Raw genomic sequence first — 17,768 nt, 5'->3', positions numbered from 1 at the left:
TTTTTTTGCTCTTTCGAGCGATTGCAACTTCTGGCAGTTTTAAATCATTAACCGACCTTTAATTGCAACTGACTAAGGCACATTATAACCCGTCCATTTTGGAATTGCAACCATCCTTATTTGGGGCATTTTCCCGAATCTGTATTCTTAAATTTCCATGATTTTCTTTTACAATATTATCCCTTTGACAATCATTATCAGTTAGCATAGAATGTGCAGAGTGAAGTTGATAATCATTATCGATTAGAAAAAAAGGGAGCGACTCACCATGAAAAAAGCATTACTACCTCTAGCACTAGTTCTGATGTTGATCATCAGCGCATGCGGAAGCAACAAAGCGGCCGATCCAGCGGCAAGCAATCAACCATCCCCCTCTCCATCTGCGGAAGCTGGCGGCAATGAAGCGGCGTCCGGCACCATTAAATATCAGTCCGAAACTGGAGAAGTGGAAGTGCCGGCTAATCCTCAGCGCGTCATCGTTCTTTCTTCTTTTGCAGGCAACGTAATGGCGCTTGGCGTTAACTTGGTCGGCGTAGATGCCTGGTCCAAAAAAAATCCGCGTTATGACGAGTATCTTAAAGAAGCAGCAGAAGTGACCGACGAAAGTTTGGAAAAAATTATCGAGCTGGAGCCGGATCTGATTATCGGTCTTGACTCCGTCAAAAATGTGGACAAGCTGAAAGAAATCGCTCCTACTGTCGTTTTCACTTACGGCAAAGTCGATTACTTGACTCAGCATATCGAAATCGGCAAGCTATTGAACAAAGAAGAAGAAGCCCGCAAATGGGTTGAAGACTTTAAAGCGCGCGCTCAGTCGGCAGGCCAAGAAATTAAAGCGAAAATTGGTGAAAACGCGACTGTATCCGTTATCGAAAGCTTCGACAAGCAATTGTACGTTTACGGCAATAACTGGGGCCGCGGCACAGAAATTCTGTATCAAGAAATGAAGCTGGCTATGCCTAAAAAAGTTGAAGAAAATGCTCTTAAACCGGGCTACTATGCGATCTCCGCTGAAGTGCTTCCAGAGTTTGCAGGCGACTATGTCATTTTGAGCAAATTTGCAGATGCCGACAGCTCGTTCCAAGAGACAGCATCGTTTAAGAACATCCCTGCCGTCAAAAACAACCGCGTGTTCGAAGTAAACGGCAATCAGTTCTACTTTAACGATCCGCTTACGCTTGAAGATCAGCTGACTTTCTTTAAAGATAAATTTTTGGCTCAATAATGGATCCCTCTACGGAGATAGAAAAAGATGACTAAAAAAACCGCAATACCTTATGCGTATAAACTTCTTGCCGGCATTGTTTTTTTTGCCGGCATGTTTGTTGTATCGATCATCCTTGGAGCGGCCGATATCGGCATCAAAGATGTGTGGCTTGCCGTTACCGCATCCTCCACAAATCCCAATATCCTGATCATTCAGGAAATTCGCCTGCCTCGGGAAGTTGGGGCGGCTCTTGTTGGAGCCGCTTTTGGCGTAGCCGGTGCCGTTATGCAAGGCGTAACGCGTAATCCGCTCGCCGATCCCGGCTTGTTCGGACTGACGTCGGGCGCGATGGCCGCATTGGCAATTTCGCTTTCGATTAACCCGAACCTGAACTATTTCGGAATCATGATCGCTTGTTTCATCGGCGCAGCCGTTGGCGCTCTGCTCGTTATCGGACTCAGTTCCGCCAAAAAGGGAAAGCTGTCTCCTATGCGCATCGTACTTGCAGGCGCAGCGATTTCCACCTTTTTGATTGCGATCTCGGAAGGCGTATCTATCTTGTTTAAATTGTCGAGAAACGTATCGCTTTGGACTGCCGGCGGACTTATCGGCACGACCTGGAAACAACTTGCGTTCGTTTCTCCCTTTATCGGAGTCGGCATTTTGCTGGCCATCGTTTTGTCGAAGCAATTGACGATTTTGAGCCTAAGCGAAGAAGTGGCGGTCGGCCTCGGGCAAAAGCTTCAGCAAACCCGCGCTTTGCTGTTTCTGTCCGTCATTCTGCTTACGGGCGCGTCAGTTGCGCTTGTCGGCAACATCGCTTTTGTTGGGCTGATGATTCCGCATATTGTCCGTGTCATGACAGGAACGGACTATCGGTTTATCGTACCGATGTCAGCCATCGTCGGGGCTTCGTTTATGCTGCTTGCCGATACGGCTGCCCGTATCATTGGAGCGCCTTACGAAACACCGGTTGTAGCTATTGTCGCCGTGCTTGGGTTGCCCTTCTTTCTATTTGTCATACATAAAGGAGGGAAAAAGATTTCATGATTCACAAAGCAATCGTGCGAAAGCAGAAAATTTTTGTTGCCGTCCTCCTGTTGCTTATCGCAGTTACGGTTTTTATTAGCATGGGACTCGGCTTCTCCTCTATCTCCTACAGCCGGATATTGCCGGTGCTGTTCGGGGATGGATCGTTTAAAGAAAAATTTGTTTTGTTTGACGTTCGTATGCCGCGAATTGCCATCACGCTGCTTGCCGGAATGGCGCTTGCTTTGTCGGGCTCCATCTTGCAATCCGTCACCCGGAACGATTTGGCCGATCCCGGCATTATCGGCATCAATTCCGGCGCAGGCGTTGGCGTCGCGTTGTTCTTTTTATTTTTCCCGATCGATGCAAGCAGCTTCGCTTACATGATCCCTCTGGCGGCGTTTGTCGGTGCCGTATTGACCTCGGCGCTCATTTATTTGTTTTCGTTCCGCAAATCGGAAGGGCTAAATCCTGTTCGGCTTGTACTCGTCGGAATCGGATTTTCCATGGCGCTGTCAGGCGCTATGATCGTGATGGTCTCATCCGCCGAACGCGAAAAAGTGGACTTTATCGCCAAATGGATTGCGGGCAACATTTGGGGAACGGACTGGCCTTTCGTCTGGGCGTTATTGCCTTGGCTCGCCATCCTCATTCCGTTTACCCTTTACAAAGCAACCCGGCTTAATTTGCTGTCGCTCAGCGAGCCGGTTACGATTGGGGTCGGTCTCCCGGTCGAGCGTGAACGCATTTTGCTGCTGCTAACCGCTGTTGCGCTTGCCGCTTCCGCCGTCTCCGTATCCGGCGCTATCGCCTTTGTGGGACTGCTCGCACCGCATATCGCCAAAGCGCTTGTTGGTCCGCGCAATCAATTGTTTATCCCGATTGCCACTTTAATGGGCGGGCTATTGCTGCTCGTCGCGGATACGCTCGGCCGCAATCTCATCGAGCCGGACGGGGTACCGACAGGTATCGTCGTCTCGATTATCGGCGTTCCTTATTTCGCCTATTTGCTGCTGAAAAAATAGCGTAACGCTAAATAGATTTCGCACATTAAAAACTCTGCGCTTCAGTAGCGCAGAGTTTTTTTGTTCGACTCTTCCACCCCGGCTTTCGCCTAATGTGCTCGAATGATCGCGGAGCTCCTTCTATTTAGTCCTTTTTGACTATTCGTTTAGGTCTTTTTACACGATATACAAATAAATTCTAAAATTTTATACTATATAGTAGTTATATTTTGAAATTTTATTTCATAATGAAAGGAGAAACCGTTGCCTATCTATTCGGCAAGTCCAGTTAAAAGCCTTTGGATTAAGTGCCTTAGATTCAAACGTTCCGCCCGCATTCATCTTGACTATTTATTTTACCGAGAGGAAGTGCTTCTGTGTTCGTGTTGAATGCTTCTGTGCAAAAAATGGCCGCTCTGCTTGCTTTTATGCTGCTTTGGGGAACTTTGTTTACGGGTGCCGCCTATGCTTCGGAAAATGTTGAAAGCGCTTTATATGTTGCACCCGCCGGAAATACCGTTGTTGTGGAAGACTTTGAAGACATTTCCGATCTTACAATTTCGGAAGTTAGAACCGTGCCCGGCTCCACTAAACTGGATCGGCAAACCCGCCCGGGACCTGTCATGTACGGAAGCTCTTCCGGCAAGATTGCTTACGACTTCACAGGCAATGAAGGAACGTCGGCTTCTTATATCAATTTCTTTAAAAACGGAGATCGAGCAATGCCCGGATACCCGAAAAAAATCGGTGCTTGGGTTTACGGCGATGCCGGGAAGCATTGGCTGAGGGCTCAATTTGAGGACGGCACCGGCGCAAGACATGCAGCCGATTTTACACAAACAGGCGGCTTTAATTGGTCCGGCTGGCAATATGTCACCGCTAACGTGCCGCAAAACTTAACCGGCCCCATCGAACTTCGTCAAATCTATATCGCGGAAACAAACAATCTAAATAAAAATAGCGGAACCGTTTATTTCGACCATATTTCTGCTATTTACTCCGATACGAACCCTGTTGCCATTGAGCTCAGCGGACTCCGTGGACTTAAAGCCGGGGAAAGCTTGCAGGCAAAAGTGCTGGAAACGGCAGCTGGTTACACCATTCCGGCCGACAGAACGGCGGGCTCCGCTTTTGAAAGCAGCTTTCCTGAAATTGCAGCCGTATCGGCAAGCGGATCCGTTACAGCCCTTCAAGCGGGCATAACGACCATCACGGCTACCTACAGCGGTCTCACCTCCCACTATGTTTTAACCGTTAGCGATTCTGGCGCAGCCTTAACGAGGCTTGAGCTTGAAGGTGCGTCGTCAATGGATGAAGGAACTACAGTATCGGTTCGCGCTTTGGCATTTTACGAGGGCAACATTGAGCCGATTCCGGCAGTCGGAACGGTCTTTGCCAGTAGTGATTCGGCTGTTGCGAACATCTCCGCGGATGGCGTTGTGACTGCGATCAACGAAGGATCTGCTACGATTACCGCTACTTTGGACGGTCGCACCGCATCCTTTGTCCTCACCGTACGCAAGCCGGTCCCCGTTGTGCAAGGAATCCGTCTGGCTAAAATGGAGCCGATGAGCGCAGGCGGCTCGCTGCAAGCATCTGTGCTTGCGTCTTATACCCTTTTGACCGAGGAGAAAAATGTGACAAGCGAAGCTGTCTTTACAAGCAGCGCTCCTCATATTGCCGAAATTGGCGCGACTGGTGTCATTACGGCAAAAGCGGCAGGGACAACACGAATCAGAGCTACGTTCGGCGGGAAAATGACGGAACAACTGCTCATTGTAAACAACGGCCAAGTTCCGCCTAAACGCGAGCTTAGAGCCGCCTGGATCGCATCGGTTGAAAATATCGATTGGCCGATTAAAGGAACGATAACGGAAGCGGCGCAAAAAGCGGAATTTATTTCGCTTCTTGACGGGCTTGCCGGGACCGGAATCAACGCTGTAATCGTACAAATCAAACCGACGGCGGACGCTTTTTACCCGTCTCAATACGCCCCATGGTCGGAATGGCTGACGGGTACGCAAGGGAAAAATCCAGGTTACGATCCGCTTGCCTTCATGCTGGAAGAGGCTCATAAGCGCAATATGGAGTTTCATGCCTGGTTTAATCCTTATCGAGTCAGCATGCATACGGATTTAAGCAGGCTCGTCGATGACCATCCCGCCAAACAAAATCCGGATTGGGTCGTCTCCTATGGAGGAAAGCTGTATTTCAATCCTGGCGTGCCGGAGGCCAAACAATTCGTCATCGACAGCGTGATGGAAGTCGTTGACCGCTATGACATCGACGCCGTCCATTTCGACGATTATTTTTATCCTTATCCCGTATCCGGCACCGACTTTCCTGACGCGGCGCAATACGCCGCTTACGGCGGAGGTTTTGCCGACAAGGCCGCTTGGCGAAGAAACAACGTAGACACGCTCATTCAAGGTCTCGCACAATCGATCAAGGCAAGCAAGCCCCATGTCAAATTCGGCATTAGCCCCTTCGGCATTTGGCGCAACAAATCTTCCGATGCGGAGGGCTCCGATACAAACGGCTTGCAAAGCTACGACGCGCTTTATGCCGACACAAAAGGCTGGGTAGAGAAAGGATGGCTCGATTACATCGCACCGCAAAATTATTGGCATTTCGGCAATGGCGCAGCCGCTTATGAAAAGGTGCTGGAATGGTGGCGCGGCGTTGTGCAAAATGCAAATACGCATTTGTACGTCGGCCATGGCATCTACCGTGTTCCTTCATGGGAGGATCCGATGGAGCTGAGGAATCAAATCGTCTACAACCGCAATTTTACAACTGATGTTCATGGCAGTATGTTTTTTAGCGCCAAAGATGTGTTGGCTAACTATAGCGGCATGAGAGAAGCCATGAAGGGCGAATTATACCGCTACCCGGCGATCCCTCCGACTATGCCATGGCTGGATGCGACGGCTCCGGAAGTTCCGGTCTCCCTTAGAGCGCCTTCCGTTAGCAGCGGACATGTGGAACTGCAATGGGATGAAGCTTCGCCAAGCGGAGACAGCGCTTATTACGCCATTTACCGAAATGATGGGAAGTCGGCTCCCGATATCAACAATCCGACGGGGCTCATCGGCACCGTCCGCAAAGCTGCCAGTGGAACGAAGCAGTCTTATGTCGATCTAACCGTGCAGGACGGTGCAACATACACGTATACCGTCACCGCGCTGGATCGTTTGCATAACGAAAGCGCTGCAAGCACTCTTGTTACCGCAACGGCGTATTCCGCACCCGTCTATCCAGGAAATCCCGGAAGCCCTGGCGGCGGGACGGAAAATCCGAAGCCTGAGCCAAAACCGGAGCCGAAACCCGAACCGAAGCCTGAGCCTCCCCTTCCATTGTCTGATTTAGGCCAGCACTGGGCGAAGGGCAAGATTGAAAGGGCAGCGGAGCTTGGCCTCGTGACTGGCTATGGAGACGGTACGTTCCGCCCGCAAAACCATGTGACAAGGGCTCAATTTGTGACGCTGCTGATGAGAGCTTTCCCTGTAACTGGCGGCGGCAGTTCCTCTTCCTTTGCCGATGCGTCCAATATTCCGACTTGGGCGCAAAGCTCCACCTTGGATGCGGCGGCGGCCGGCTATATTGTCGGCTACGGCGACGGCACCTTCCGGCCTAACGGCGCCATCACGCGCTCGGAGCTTGCCGTTCTCATTGCCAGAATCGCCGGAATCGCTCCCATTGACAGCGCCACATTCAGCGATATCGGAAGCGCGCCGGCTTGGGCCAGAGGCTCAATTGCCGCTGTCGCTGAAGCCGGGCTTATGCAAGGCAAAGGCGACGGGCGCTTTGCCCCGAACGACCTTGCAACGCGTGCGGAAGCCGTCGTTTTGCTGCTTTCTTTATACGACCGTAAATAAACGATAAACGTGAAATGACAATAACGGTGCATGGCTTCGGCCACGCACCGTTATTGTTGAATTTCCCCTTTTCCATCATTCAGCTTCACCGGCTTTGACACTCTGTTTTTTAACGAGCCGGTATTTCTGATGTTCAAATCGATCTCGATGTTTCGCAAAGAATCGCTTTCAAACACACTATTTCTTGCAGCGGCATTGGATTTCCACAGCTTGTACCGATTCCGAAACAGCTTGTATTCCAAGTTGAAAATATCGGTTTTGGTTTTTACGCTTAACGCATGCAAACCTCTTATTTCTTCTTCGATTGCCGCTTTGGTCGCTTCCGTTAATTGAGACATCTCGGATATTTCATTCGTTAGACGGTTAGTAACAAACCCGACGGCCCGGATATGCAAATCGTATTGGGGGGTGTTTCCCCCACCTGGCACGATTTTAATCTTATGCGTAGGGTTTTCGATAACGACATGAACGGAAGCTTCTTTTGAGTTCGGCACCGCAATACCTGATCTTATGGCACCCTCTTGGATCCAGCGCAAGCCGTCGAGCTGCTTCAAAGGGATATATCCCCGATAGCTTTCGTTTTGGTAAAAGACCGCCCCGTCGATATATAACATCGGCTTGCTTTTTTCTCTGTCCATCCATTGCTTTCTATTAATCGCAAGCGTAGGTATACATGTCGTAAAGCCGGGCTCGTGAAGATCGCTGATCAGACGATGCAATCTGAGCGAATGAATCAAAGACGTTTGAGAGTAATTGCCCTCCGGCTCGTGGAGCAAAGTGCTGAGCGACGATTGACCGTAAAAGCCGCCCACATTCAAAATCTCTTTGACCGACCCTCTAGTTGCAAAAATATAAGGGGTCAGCCGGAACTCGTAATAACGGGTCACGCTGTCCAAAATAATGTCAATTCCGTGTTTGATCGCAGAATCGCTAATCAATAACGCCGTCATATGCCCCCAATAGATTCGCTCTTGCGAAGTGCGGTACAAGTTAAAAAACGATTCTTCAAACGTTTTCCCCTTTGATTCCCCGATCAAAATATGCGCGTCGCTTTTGTTGCCTTCCGCCGTTTTCGCTTCGGATTGCAAGTCGATAAACTGAATATAGCCGTAATATTCCCCATCCTTGTAGTCGACCCCGATCGCCGTTGCATAATTGATCCGTTCTATATTTTTGACATCGCTCGTACACGCTGATGCAGATAGCGAAAGCAATGCGATCATAACTGACACAGCAGCAAATTTTCTCACGTTAAGAATCACCCTTTTGCGGCATTTTACGGTCCATCTTCATCGGCTTCACTCTCCGGCGCTTAAATGGATTCATGAGCAGCGCATCCAGCCATTCTCGATAGCGGAATGAAACGATAGGATCGACATACGGGACGCCAAAGGAACTAAGCTGACAAATATATATGATGCAGGCAAACAAACAAAGCATAAAACCGTAGATTCCTAAAAAGGCGGATACGAGCAAAATGACGGCCCGAAACAAGCTGACGCTCCCGGACAACGATTGATTGACGAGCGAAAAGGTGGCAACCGCCGCAATCGCGATGACAACAAGCAGCGTAGGCGAAGCCAGTCCCGCCCGAATAAGCGAATCTCCGATAATAAGGCCGCCGACAATGCCAATCGTCTGCCCGACCGCCTTCGGCATACGGACGCCCGCCTCCCTCAGCAGCTCGAACAAAAACAGCAGCAGGAACGTTTCCAAAAACAGCGGCAAAGGCACGCCCTCTCGGGAAATCACAACAGTTGAAACTAGCGAAAACGGGATTTGATCCGGATTGACCGAAGCCATCGCAATCCAAAACCCCGGCAAAAAGATGCTGAGCAGCAAACCCAACAGACGAAGCAACCGCTGCGTCATTACATAATAATAAGGATGATGGACATCCTCAGGCGATTTCAGCAGCTCCAAAAAATTGACCGGGCCGATCAGCGCCATTGGAGAACCGTCAACGATAATGGCGAGCCGTCCCCGCAGCAGCGTCTCCACTACAAAATCGGGCCGGCCGATATAGTCAAGCAGCGGGAGCAAAGAATAGGTCCGATCGGCTATCCATTGTTCCAGTTGCCCGCTGCTCAAAATGCTCTCGGCCTCCAGTGTGGACAGCCGTTTGCGCGCTTCTTTTACGATCGTCTCGTCCGCTTTATTTTTCAAATACAGCAGCGTCACTCTAGTTTTGCTCATCGTACCTATCTCAAACTGTTCCGAAAAAAGCATGCTGGTACGCATTCGTTTGCGGATTAGCCCTATGTTCGTACACATCTCTTCCGTAAAAGCGTCCCTCGGCCCTTTAATCGAAATTTCCGTGTTGGATTCCTCCGGCTGCCTTTGCGGGATGTTTGAAATAAAAACGATCCAAAATCGCGCCTCCCCTTCCGCAAAAAGGATGAGCTTGCCGGTAAACAGAGCGTCCAGCATTTGTTCGATCGACTGACCATGCTCCACAATCGGAAGCTCTTCCGGTCCTCCATCCCCCTCATCCGCCAAACCTGCGGAAACAAGCGCGAATTGGCATAAGCCGTAAAAATGATCGTTGAGCTGCGTTCTGTCGATCATTCCCTCGCAAAAAATAGCCGTCAAGCGGCCCGAAGCTTCCGGAATCGGAACGGAGGGGAAATGGAGATCCGCATAAGCGGAAAAAGCTTTTTTCAGCATCGTGCCGTCGAGCTTGCCTTGTGTCAGCGCAGCTTCGAGCTCCGGGTACAGCTCGTTTTCCTTCGTTGCCTCTCTCACTTCTGCCTCGCTCCCTTCCCTTTTTTAACAAACGATATAGCAAATAAAGCGAGGGTCACTGCAATTCCCCATACCATAGAGCTATTGTAAAAATAGAGGTGAATCCAATCCTGCATTTTAATATCGCTTATATCGAGCAGCGCAGGTGCGGACATTACCAAAGTTCCGGTTATTAAAGCGATTTGTCTCCATTTTTTGCTTCGGATGACGATAATTTCAGAAATGAGGTGAATGCAAAGGCCTGTCCGAACGATGCTTCCCGCCAGCAGCTGAAAGACGGCCAAATAATCGACATGGGAAATATATTGGCCAACCATAACGAGCCGCCACTGCTCGAAGGCGGGAAATCTCATTTCGCTCGCCTGATCAGGGCCAAATGCGGTAATCGAGCCGATGGAGGGACCCAGTATGAGACCGACCAATATCGTAAGCGCAATAAAAAACGTCGCGTAATTAATCGGCTTTTTCATCCTGTGCTGCAATAGAAGCAAAACGAGCAGATCGATGCTGCCGCCAAATACGATAATGCTGCCGTCCAACTGAGCGTGAAACCCTTCGGCCATGAGCGGCTTGATCATTCCGTAATCTTTGCTTCCCATAGTGAGCATAGAAACGCTCATGCCCAGCAGCCAGACGATAGGCAGAAGCAAGACGGAAACATAAATGAGTGTTTGCAAGCCAGCGTATACGGTAAAGTAGGAAACCAGCACAAACGTCAAAATAATGACAAGCCGGTTCGTTTCTGGCAAAAAATAAATATTTACGTTTTGCGATGTGTCGTAAATGATCATGCTGCCGGCAATTAGAAAATAAAGGAGCAAGCTTCCCCCTATTAGCCAAAAGCCGGTCTGTCCGCTTTTCGCTTTCAGCCAGTCATTAAACGTGAAGGTACGCATCGATTTCAAAACGCGGTAAAGAAGGGCGCTCCATAACAGCAAAATAAAATACCCGGCCACAATGCTAACCCAAGCGTCGCGTCCGGTAGCTTGAATGAGATGCGGAATAATTAGGACATGGTTGGAAATGCCAATCGAAAGCAGCAGCAAAAAAACGATTTGTATTCTTGAGAATGAAACTTCCAAGCGCATACCTCCAATTTATGGACGGACGGATATGCTGGTATATTTCCCCACGGATGTCCAATTATGCGCTAGCGCACTTTTCACCACTAATTAAACATTTCATGATTGACATAAATTGGATTGAACACTATACTACCCTTAACGTTAACGTCATGGTTGGGAGTTGAATAGAAAGTGAATATGCTGATCGGCGAGCTGGCCAAGCGAGCGAGCGTCACTCCTCGCACCATCCGCCACTATCAAAGCTTGGGCTTGCTGGGAAACGTAGCTCAAGAGAGCAACGGATTTCATTATTATAGCGACGAGGCTTTGCAGCGGCTGCTCAAAATCAATGTGTTGAAGGGCATTGGGCTTAGTTTGGTGGAAATCGGCACCGTCATCGATCTCTATTTTGAAGAGTCGACTATTGTGGAAGGAAAACGGCAGGTGCTTCAACTACTGGATCGGCATCTGGAAGAAACGGATGCGAAACTCGCTTCTTTGACGCAATTTAGAAACGAACTTATACAAAATAAAAATCGGATACAGTCTATCGTCGACCAAATGTCGCCGTTAGCGGACAACCGCAAGCTCTAAACAATGCCCTCAGCTAAAGCGAATTAGAAATATCGGGCTGCGCGCATGACGTTTAGTAGAGAAATTTGGCTTAAATGGCCTATTTCTGCGACTAAACCTTTACGTTAACGTTAACGTCATTTATCTTTGCATTCCAGGAAGGAGAATGAAAAACGATGGGCGTAAAAAGCAATTTGAAAGGAAATCATGTCGTGGTCATTGGAGGAAGCTCCGGCATTGGTTTGGCTGCCGCCAAAAAAGCATCTGACCTAGGCGCCGTTGTGACCATTGTCGGCCGCAACCGGGAGCGGTTGCAAGAGGCGACTGCCGACTTTTTCGGCACAATCCATCATGCTGTGCTCGACGCACGCAACGAAGACGAAGTACGGAGCTTCTTCTCCGGGGCTGGGGAAATCGATCATCTCATCGTAACGGCCGGAGAGTTGACGCATGGCACCGGAAATGTGGCGACGCTTGATACAGCCAGTGCCAGAGAGCAATTCGAAAGCCGCTTCTGGGGACCTTATCATGCCGTCCGTCACGCCGCCGCCTATATTCGGGATCACGGCTCCATTACGCTTACATCTGGCTTTTTTGGCGACAAGGCTGTTCCGGGCGCAGCCATTCCATCGGCTGTACACGGCGCTCTCGAACATTTGGGGCGAGTGCTGGCTGTGGAACTGGCTCCCGTTCGAGTAAATGTGATCTCCCCCGGCTACGCCAATACGCCTCTGCATCATGGGACGCCTACAGAACAAAGGCAGGCCTGGTTCGCCTCGCTAGCCCCCACATTGCCCGTTCGGCATATTGCCTCTGCGGACGAAATTGCGGACGGCATTTTGTTTTTGTTGGAAAGCTCCTATACAACCGGCATTACGTTAACGATCGACGGCGGCGCTAGACTCGTATAGCTGCTCAAGGAATCATACGAAATAAAAAGAGAGCAGGCCGCTTATCGGCTGCTCTCTTTTTGTTCAATGGCAAACTATCGTCTCGGCCCAACATTCGCATCCCATTTTTCCGCCCAACGCTGCATTTCGCCCAATGAAGTTAAAAAATCTCTCCCTTTTTCCGTCAAGCTGTATTCAACCGATACGGGTACCGTCGGAAACACCGCGCGGAAAACGATGCCGTTTTTCTCCAAAAGGCGCAGAGCATTTGTGAGCGACTGCGTTTTGATTACAGCGGCATCCCGGTGCAGCTGTTGAAACCTTTTGGGACCATCCGACAATAAGGCAATAATTAAAAATGACCATTTTCCGTCCAATATTTGCAGAACGGAACAAATATGAGAGAACTGCGCTGGCCCCCTCGTTTCTTCTGTCCTATCCTCCATAGATTCCTTTCCTCCTGTATGACCGTTAGACCGCAGTCGTAATCATACACTATTCTACTTCTTGCCTTATTCTTTTTACAATCTGTAAGTTCAGTTTCTACTATGTCGCAAGCCCAACAGGAAGGTGTTCACACTTACTTTAATATAGTTAGTCAATATATTTGGATTATATCCATTTCATTTGCGTTCTTACATAAATAAAGTAACGTTATTATAATACAACCAAGAGAACGGAGAGGATGATCACCATGGTTAAATGGATCGTTTATTTGCTTGCAATCGGAGTTTTTGTTACGGCCACGTCAGAGCTGGTCGTCTCGGGTATATTGGCAGAGATAGCCGGCGACCTGAACATTTCTATCGGATTAGCGGGACAATTGATTACGGCTTATTCCCTATCTTTTGCAATCGGCACCCCTATCGTCATTTCGCTCGCATCTAGAATCGGACGCAAAAAGGTGCTGCTCGGCGCGATTGCCGCTTTTGTGCTTGGCGGAATTGTATCTGTTGCAAGTCAAACGTTTGTTGTATTGATGTTCGCCCGCATATTGCTTGGAGTCAGCTCCGGCGTATATCTAGTCGTCTCCATAGGGACGGCAGCGAAGCTCGTTCAACCGGAGAAGCTTGGAAGCACGATCGCAACAATTATTCTCGGTTTCAGCAGCGCGCTGATTGCGGGTGTCCCCATCGGCATCGTCATTACGGAATGGTTAAATTGGCAAGCCATATTTGCAATACTGAGCTTGCTTGCTCTCCTCGCAGGCGCTATGATCTACCGGCTTCTTCCCGAAGTGGATGGCGATGAGCCTGTATCGTTTAAGAAATCGATTAAATGGTTAGGCAGTTCTGCCGTGCTCGCCGGATTGCTTCTGTCGCTGTTCCGCGAAGGAGGCGGCTCCGTCCTTCTCACTTATATGACGCCATATCTCCAAGAGCTGCATTCGCTCGAATTGTCTCAAATCGGCATCATTATGCTCGTATTCGGTCTAGTAGGCGCTCTCGGTTCGAAACTAGGAGGGTATAGCGTAGATCGCCGGGGTGCCGTTCCCGTTATTGCGGCAGCGGTAATAACCCACATCGCCGCGCTTTCGCTGCTGCCGCTCGCGGGAGGAAACTACTGGATGTCGCTTCTGTTGCTCGGGCTAATTTTCTTTTCAATGTTTGCTGCGGGACCGGCTATGCAAAGCTATTTCATTCAAAAAGCTCCTCAAGCGGCTAATTTTATTCTAAGCATTCATACGTCTATCATCCACCTTGGCCTTGCTGCAGGCGCGGGCATAGGCGGCCTTGGCGTATATCAGGCCGCTACGCTTAAGTATCATCCTTGGATTGCAGCATTGATGCTTGGACTGGGGCTCGCGATTGGCGCGGCTATTTTCGCGGCCGGCTCGGCTCGCTCGCGTTCTTTCTCCGCATAAGATTAGCAGCCCTAGCCTTATTCGCCCGACGCAAGGCCCCCATAGCGAAGACCGAACCCTTGCTCATATTCGTCGCTTATACGGAGCGGAAGCTTGCCCACTGGCTCTGTCCCAAATAAAACATGTACGGCCGCTTCCCATGAGACTGGAATCGGAGTTACCCAGTACCATGTATCCAGCGCATAAGCGGCCAAATAAGCGGGAACATCGGGAAAGGCCGTTATATCGCTAGGAAGGCCAAGAGATACGACGGCAATAGGTTTGCCGAGCGCGGTCAGCCTTCGAACAAGCTCGATTTGCCCGTTCGGAATTTGCCTGTCCGAATAAGTAAATACGGCAATTCGATCCGCTGTCTCGGCAAGACGAACCGCCTCCTGAATGGCGGTTTTGTCCGTGTCCGGCCGCTCTCCCGCCGCTTCGGCGGCTTGAAAGGCAATCACATTCCCTGCCCCCGCCCTTTTCACCGATTCCGCAATTTCCTCCCCATATACCATGCTCACAACAAAAGTCGTTTCGTTCGACTCCGCGTCAAAAGGCAGCACTCCTTCGTTTCGCAGCAAAGTAATGGAGTCTGCCGCTATCCGGGCAGCTTGTTCTTTATACACATCGGAACCGACTATATTTTCCGCTTTCTTGACGTCTACATAGCGGGATTCGAACATGCCCAGTCTTATTTTCTGCTCCAGTATTGTTTGAACGGACTCCTCTACGCGGCTTCTTTTTAAATTGCCGTTTTGCAACGCTTCATAGAGCGCCTCGGCCGTCTGTACTTGGTCGATTTCCGAACCGTTAGCCATCACGATGTCCGCTCCCGCGTTAATCGCCATAACGGCTGCTTCTCCCGCGCCCCAATGATTCGATATCGCCTCCATCACCATCGCATCCGTCACGATTATTCCTTCAAATCCCATCTCTTTGCGCAAAAGCCCGGTCAACACCTTTTCCGAGAGGGTGGCCGGCAAATTCGGATCGATCGCTTCGACAATGACATGAGCCGTCATGATCGCAGGAATGCCCGCGTCAATCGCTGCCTTGAACGGAGCCAAATGCACACTCCGCAGAACTTCACCGCTATACGTCACTTTAGACAACGTCGAATGCGAATCAAACGCGGTATCCCCATGTCCGGGAAAATGTTTGGCGCTTGCGATCACTCCGGCGTCTGCATAAGCTTTAACCTGCGCTACCACCATGCGGCTAACAACATTAGCGTCACCGCCAAACGAGCGGACTCCGATGACGGGGTTAAGCGGGTTGGCATTGACATCCGCAACGGGGGAAAAGCTCCACTGAAATCCAAGCGCCTTCGCTTCTTCAGCCGTCAGCTTGGCAGCCAGCTCCGCGTATTCCACTTTGCCAGTTGCCGCGATTGCCATACTTCTCGGCAGCACGGTCGCTTCCCCCGGAACCCGTTGGGCGGCGCCGTATTCCATATCTCCGGAAATAAACAACGGGATGGCCGACTCCGTTTCGGCAGCCCATTGCTGCAAACGATTGGCGAGCTCCGCCGTTTCGACTGCCGTTTCTGTCTGCCGGTTTAATAAAGCGCTTCCGATGGCGTATTTTTGAATCATCTCTTTTGAAAACGAATCCGCCTCGAGTGTTGGAGTGTACATGACAAGTTGGCCAATTAATGCCCTGTCGCTCATTTCCGACATCATTTGCTTTGCTTTCTCTTGCAGAGAAGATGCTGCGGAGGTTGAAGGAGTTGTCGTAGGGGCACTTGCGTTTGGCGGAGACGGACTGCCCGGATGGTTTGACTCCGATTGATTTGATTTCAACAAAACGATTGTCAGGACAAGCACTATAATGGAAAGCGCCGGTACTGCAATAGCCCAAATTACTTTTCGCTTCGCGTTCATAATGGACCTTCTTTCATCCTATTTACTTCCCCGAACTATTTCCATTTTATTTCATTTTTTACTAAAAAGGAATGAATGATTACCCTTTCGCCGAAGCCTGCGCAAATGTAACGCTGATTTGATTGTTCGGTTCAAGCTTTTGATTTATTTATTCAAATGTCCCTCATATTATGGCGGGCTGCCGAGTAGAATGATTCAGACGAAAGGAGGTGAACGTTTCTTTCGGTTCTTTTGCATGGCAACCCACCTATCCTTGAGGAGGTTTTTTCATTGACAATTCATTCCGTTCGTTCGACCCGCTTTACCCTTAAGCATGTGCTGATTGGGATCGGCATGCTGCTTGCCGCTGTATTAGGCTTTACATTGTTCGCCCAGCAAATATCCGCGCATGGATACGTAGAAGGGCCTGCCAGCCGGGCGGCATTGTGTAAATCCGGCCAAAATACGAATTGCGGTGCAATCGTTTACGAGCCGCAAAGTTTGGAAGCTCCTAAAGGTTTCCCTAACGCCGGCCCAGCCGACGGCCAAATTGCAAGCGCAGCCGGCGCTTTCCCCGAACTTGACCAGCAGTCCTCCACACGCTGGGCGAAAGTCAATATTTCATCCGGCCAGAACACGTTTACATGGAAATTGACGGCAGCTCACTCTACGGCCAGCTGGAAATACTATATTACGAAAACAGGCTGGAATCCAAACGCTGCGCTTTCGCGCAACTCCTTCGATCTTACTCCATTCTGCTCGGTACCTTATAGCGGGCAGCCGCCTTACTCCTATTCGAACACTTGCAACGTTCCTGCGAGAAGCGGATACCATGTCATTTTGGCAGTTTGGGAAGTCGCGGATACGCCTAACGCCTTTTATAATGTAATTGACGTTAATTTCGGAGGCTCGAATCCAACCGATACACAAGCGCCAACTGCGCCGTCCGCTTTGACTTCACCGTCCAAAACGGCTACAAGCGTTGCGCTGTCGTGGAGTGCCTCTACTGACAATGTTGGCGTTACAGGCTACCGAATTTACCGCGGAACCGTACTTAACGCCACGGTAACCGGTTCAACTCTAACTTACAACGTTACAGCGCTGACGGCGAACACCGCCTACTCCTTCAATGTCAAGGCGATTGACGCCGCTGGAAACGAATCAGCCGCAAGCAATACCATAACGGTAACAACCAACAATATAACGGGAACCGATACTCAGGCTCCTACAGCTCCAGGCGGACTGCATGTGATGGGAACCGCTACCTCATCCGCCATCAACTTGATGTGGAACGCATCAACCGATAATGTCGGCGTTACGGGATACCGCATTTATCGGGGCACTACACTCGTAACAACCGTCTCCGGCAGTACGCTTTCTTATACAGTTACGGGACTTACACCAGCGACGACTTATTCTTTTACCGTCTATGCCATCGATGCGGCAGGCAATCAATCAGCGGCTAGTACGGTAAGCGGCACAACTGCGTCAGGCACGACGGCTCCGGCATGGGCGCCGAATGTCAACTACCCGGCAGGGACGCTTGTCACTTACAACGGCGCCACCTATGAAAGCAGGGTGAGTCATACGTCGATTGTCGGCTGGGAACCAACGAATGCGGCTTCTCTCTGGCTGTTGAAATAGCATCTTTTAAAGAAAACGAATGCCGGCTC

The 17,768-nt window shown here is 50.0% G+C and carries 13 protein-coding genes; 8 read left to right on the top strand and 5 right to left on the bottom strand.

All coding sequences use genetic code 11. From position 1 onward, the window contains the following. Positions 1-268 precede the first annotated feature (268 nt). The 4 genes from ACFQZE_RS01085 to ACFQZE_RS01070 all read left to right on the top strand — a co-directional run bounded on the left by ACFQZE_RS01085 (position 269) and on the right by ACFQZE_RS01070 (position 7,118). Complete coding sequence (locus ACFQZE_RS01085; protein WP_379352758.1) at positions 269-1,225, top strand: iron-hydroxamate ABC transporter substrate-binding protein; 957 nt, start codon at positions 269-271, stop codon at positions 1,223-1,225. A 27-nt stretch (positions 1,226-1,252) separates the two neighbouring features. Further along, a complete protein-coding gene (locus ACFQZE_RS01080; protein WP_379352756.1) occupies positions 1,253-2,257 on the top strand; it encodes a FecCD family ABC transporter permease in 1,005 nt (334 codons plus the stop codon). Next, a complete protein-coding gene (locus ACFQZE_RS01075; RefSeq protein ID WP_379352754.1) occupies positions 2,254-3,261 on the top strand; it encodes a FecCD family ABC transporter permease in 1,008 nt (335 codons plus the stop codon). Before ACFQZE_RS01080 ends, ACFQZE_RS01075 begins: the two co-directional genes overlap by 4 nt. A gap of 356 nt (positions 3,262-3,617) precedes the next feature. Then, the gene (locus tag ACFQZE_RS01070; RefSeq protein ID WP_379352752.1) at positions 3,618-7,118 is read left to right on the top strand and encodes a family 10 glycosylhydrolase; all 3,501 of its coding nucleotides are present in this window, start codon (positions 3,618-3,620) and stop codon (positions 7,116-7,118) included. Between the two features lie 50 nt (positions 7,119-7,168). Here the strand turns inward: ACFQZE_RS01070 and ACFQZE_RS01065 are convergent, their stop codons facing one another. The 3 genes from ACFQZE_RS01065 to ACFQZE_RS01055 are packed head-to-tail and all read right to left on the bottom strand — an operon-like array spanning position 7,169 to position 10,945. Then, positions 7,169-8,368 carry a Ger(x)C family spore germination protein gene (locus tag ACFQZE_RS01065; protein WP_379352750.1) on the bottom strand — a complete coding sequence of 400 codons (1,200 nt, stop codon included), beginning with the start codon at positions 8,366-8,368 and terminating at the stop codon, positions 7,169-7,171. A gap of 1 nt (position 8,369) precedes the next feature. Further along, on the bottom strand, positions 8,370-9,863 hold the full coding sequence (locus ACFQZE_RS01060) for a spore germination protein (protein ID WP_379352748.1): 1,494 nt from the start codon (positions 9,861-9,863) through the stop codon (positions 8,370-8,372). Beyond that, complete coding sequence (locus ACFQZE_RS01055) at positions 9,860-10,945, bottom strand: endospore germination permease (protein ID WP_379352746.1); 1,086 nt, start codon at positions 10,943-10,945, stop codon at positions 9,860-9,862. The genes ACFQZE_RS01060 and ACFQZE_RS01055 overlap by 4 nt, the downstream gene beginning before the upstream one ends. Before the next feature lie 180 nt (positions 10,946-11,125). On the opposite strand from ACFQZE_RS01055, the gene ACFQZE_RS01050 reads away from it, so the two are divergent. Together ACFQZE_RS01050 and ACFQZE_RS01045 are read left to right on the top strand one after the other, a co-directional pair. Continuing rightward, positions 11,126-11,521 (top strand): MerR family transcriptional regulator, encoded by a 396-nt coding sequence (locus ACFQZE_RS01050; protein ID WP_379355443.1) that lies wholly within the window; start codon positions 11,126-11,128, stop codon positions 11,519-11,521. A 155-nt stretch (positions 11,522-11,676) separates the two neighbouring features. Continuing rightward, the gene (locus ACFQZE_RS01045; protein ID WP_379352744.1) at positions 11,677-12,411 is read left to right on the top strand and encodes an SDR family oxidoreductase; all 735 of its coding nucleotides are present in this window, start codon (positions 11,677-11,679) and stop codon (positions 12,409-12,411) included. Between the two features lie 74 nt (positions 12,412-12,485). On the opposite strand, the gene ACFQZE_RS01040 is transcribed toward ACFQZE_RS01045, so the two are convergent. Continuing rightward, positions 12,486-12,836: a winged helix-turn-helix transcriptional regulator gene (locus ACFQZE_RS01040; protein WP_379352742.1), complete on the bottom strand. Its 351-nt coding sequence runs from the start codon at positions 12,834-12,836 to the stop codon at positions 12,486-12,488. 239 nt (positions 12,837-13,075) lie between these two features. Between ACFQZE_RS01040 and ACFQZE_RS01035 the strand changes: the two genes are divergently transcribed. After that, a complete protein-coding gene (locus ACFQZE_RS01035; protein WP_379352740.1) occupies positions 13,076-14,254 on the top strand; it encodes an MFS transporter in 1,179 nt (392 codons plus the stop codon). Between the two features lie 17 nt (positions 14,255-14,271). On the opposite strand, the gene ACFQZE_RS01030 is transcribed toward ACFQZE_RS01035, so the two are convergent. Continuing rightward, entirely contained in the window at positions 14,272-16,116 is a 1,845-nt protein-coding gene (locus ACFQZE_RS01030) for a glycoside hydrolase family 3 protein (RefSeq protein WP_379352738.1), read from the bottom strand. Between the two features lie 276 nt (positions 16,117-16,392). On the opposite strand from ACFQZE_RS01030, the gene ACFQZE_RS01025 reads away from it, so the two are divergent. Then, positions 16,393-17,739, top strand: coding sequence for a lytic polysaccharide monooxygenase (locus ACFQZE_RS01025; RefSeq protein ID WP_379355441.1), 1,347 nt, complete (start codon positions 16,393-16,395; stop codon positions 17,737-17,739). The last annotated feature ends 29 nt before the right edge of the window (positions 17,740-17,768 follow it).

The sequence above is a fragment of the Paenibacillus sp. GCM10027627 genome (genome assembly GCF_042675505.1).
GTDB lineage: Bacteria > Bacillota > Bacilli > Paenibacillales > Paenibacillaceae > Pristimantibacillus.
This window is presented reverse-complemented; position numbering and strand designations above follow the sequence as displayed.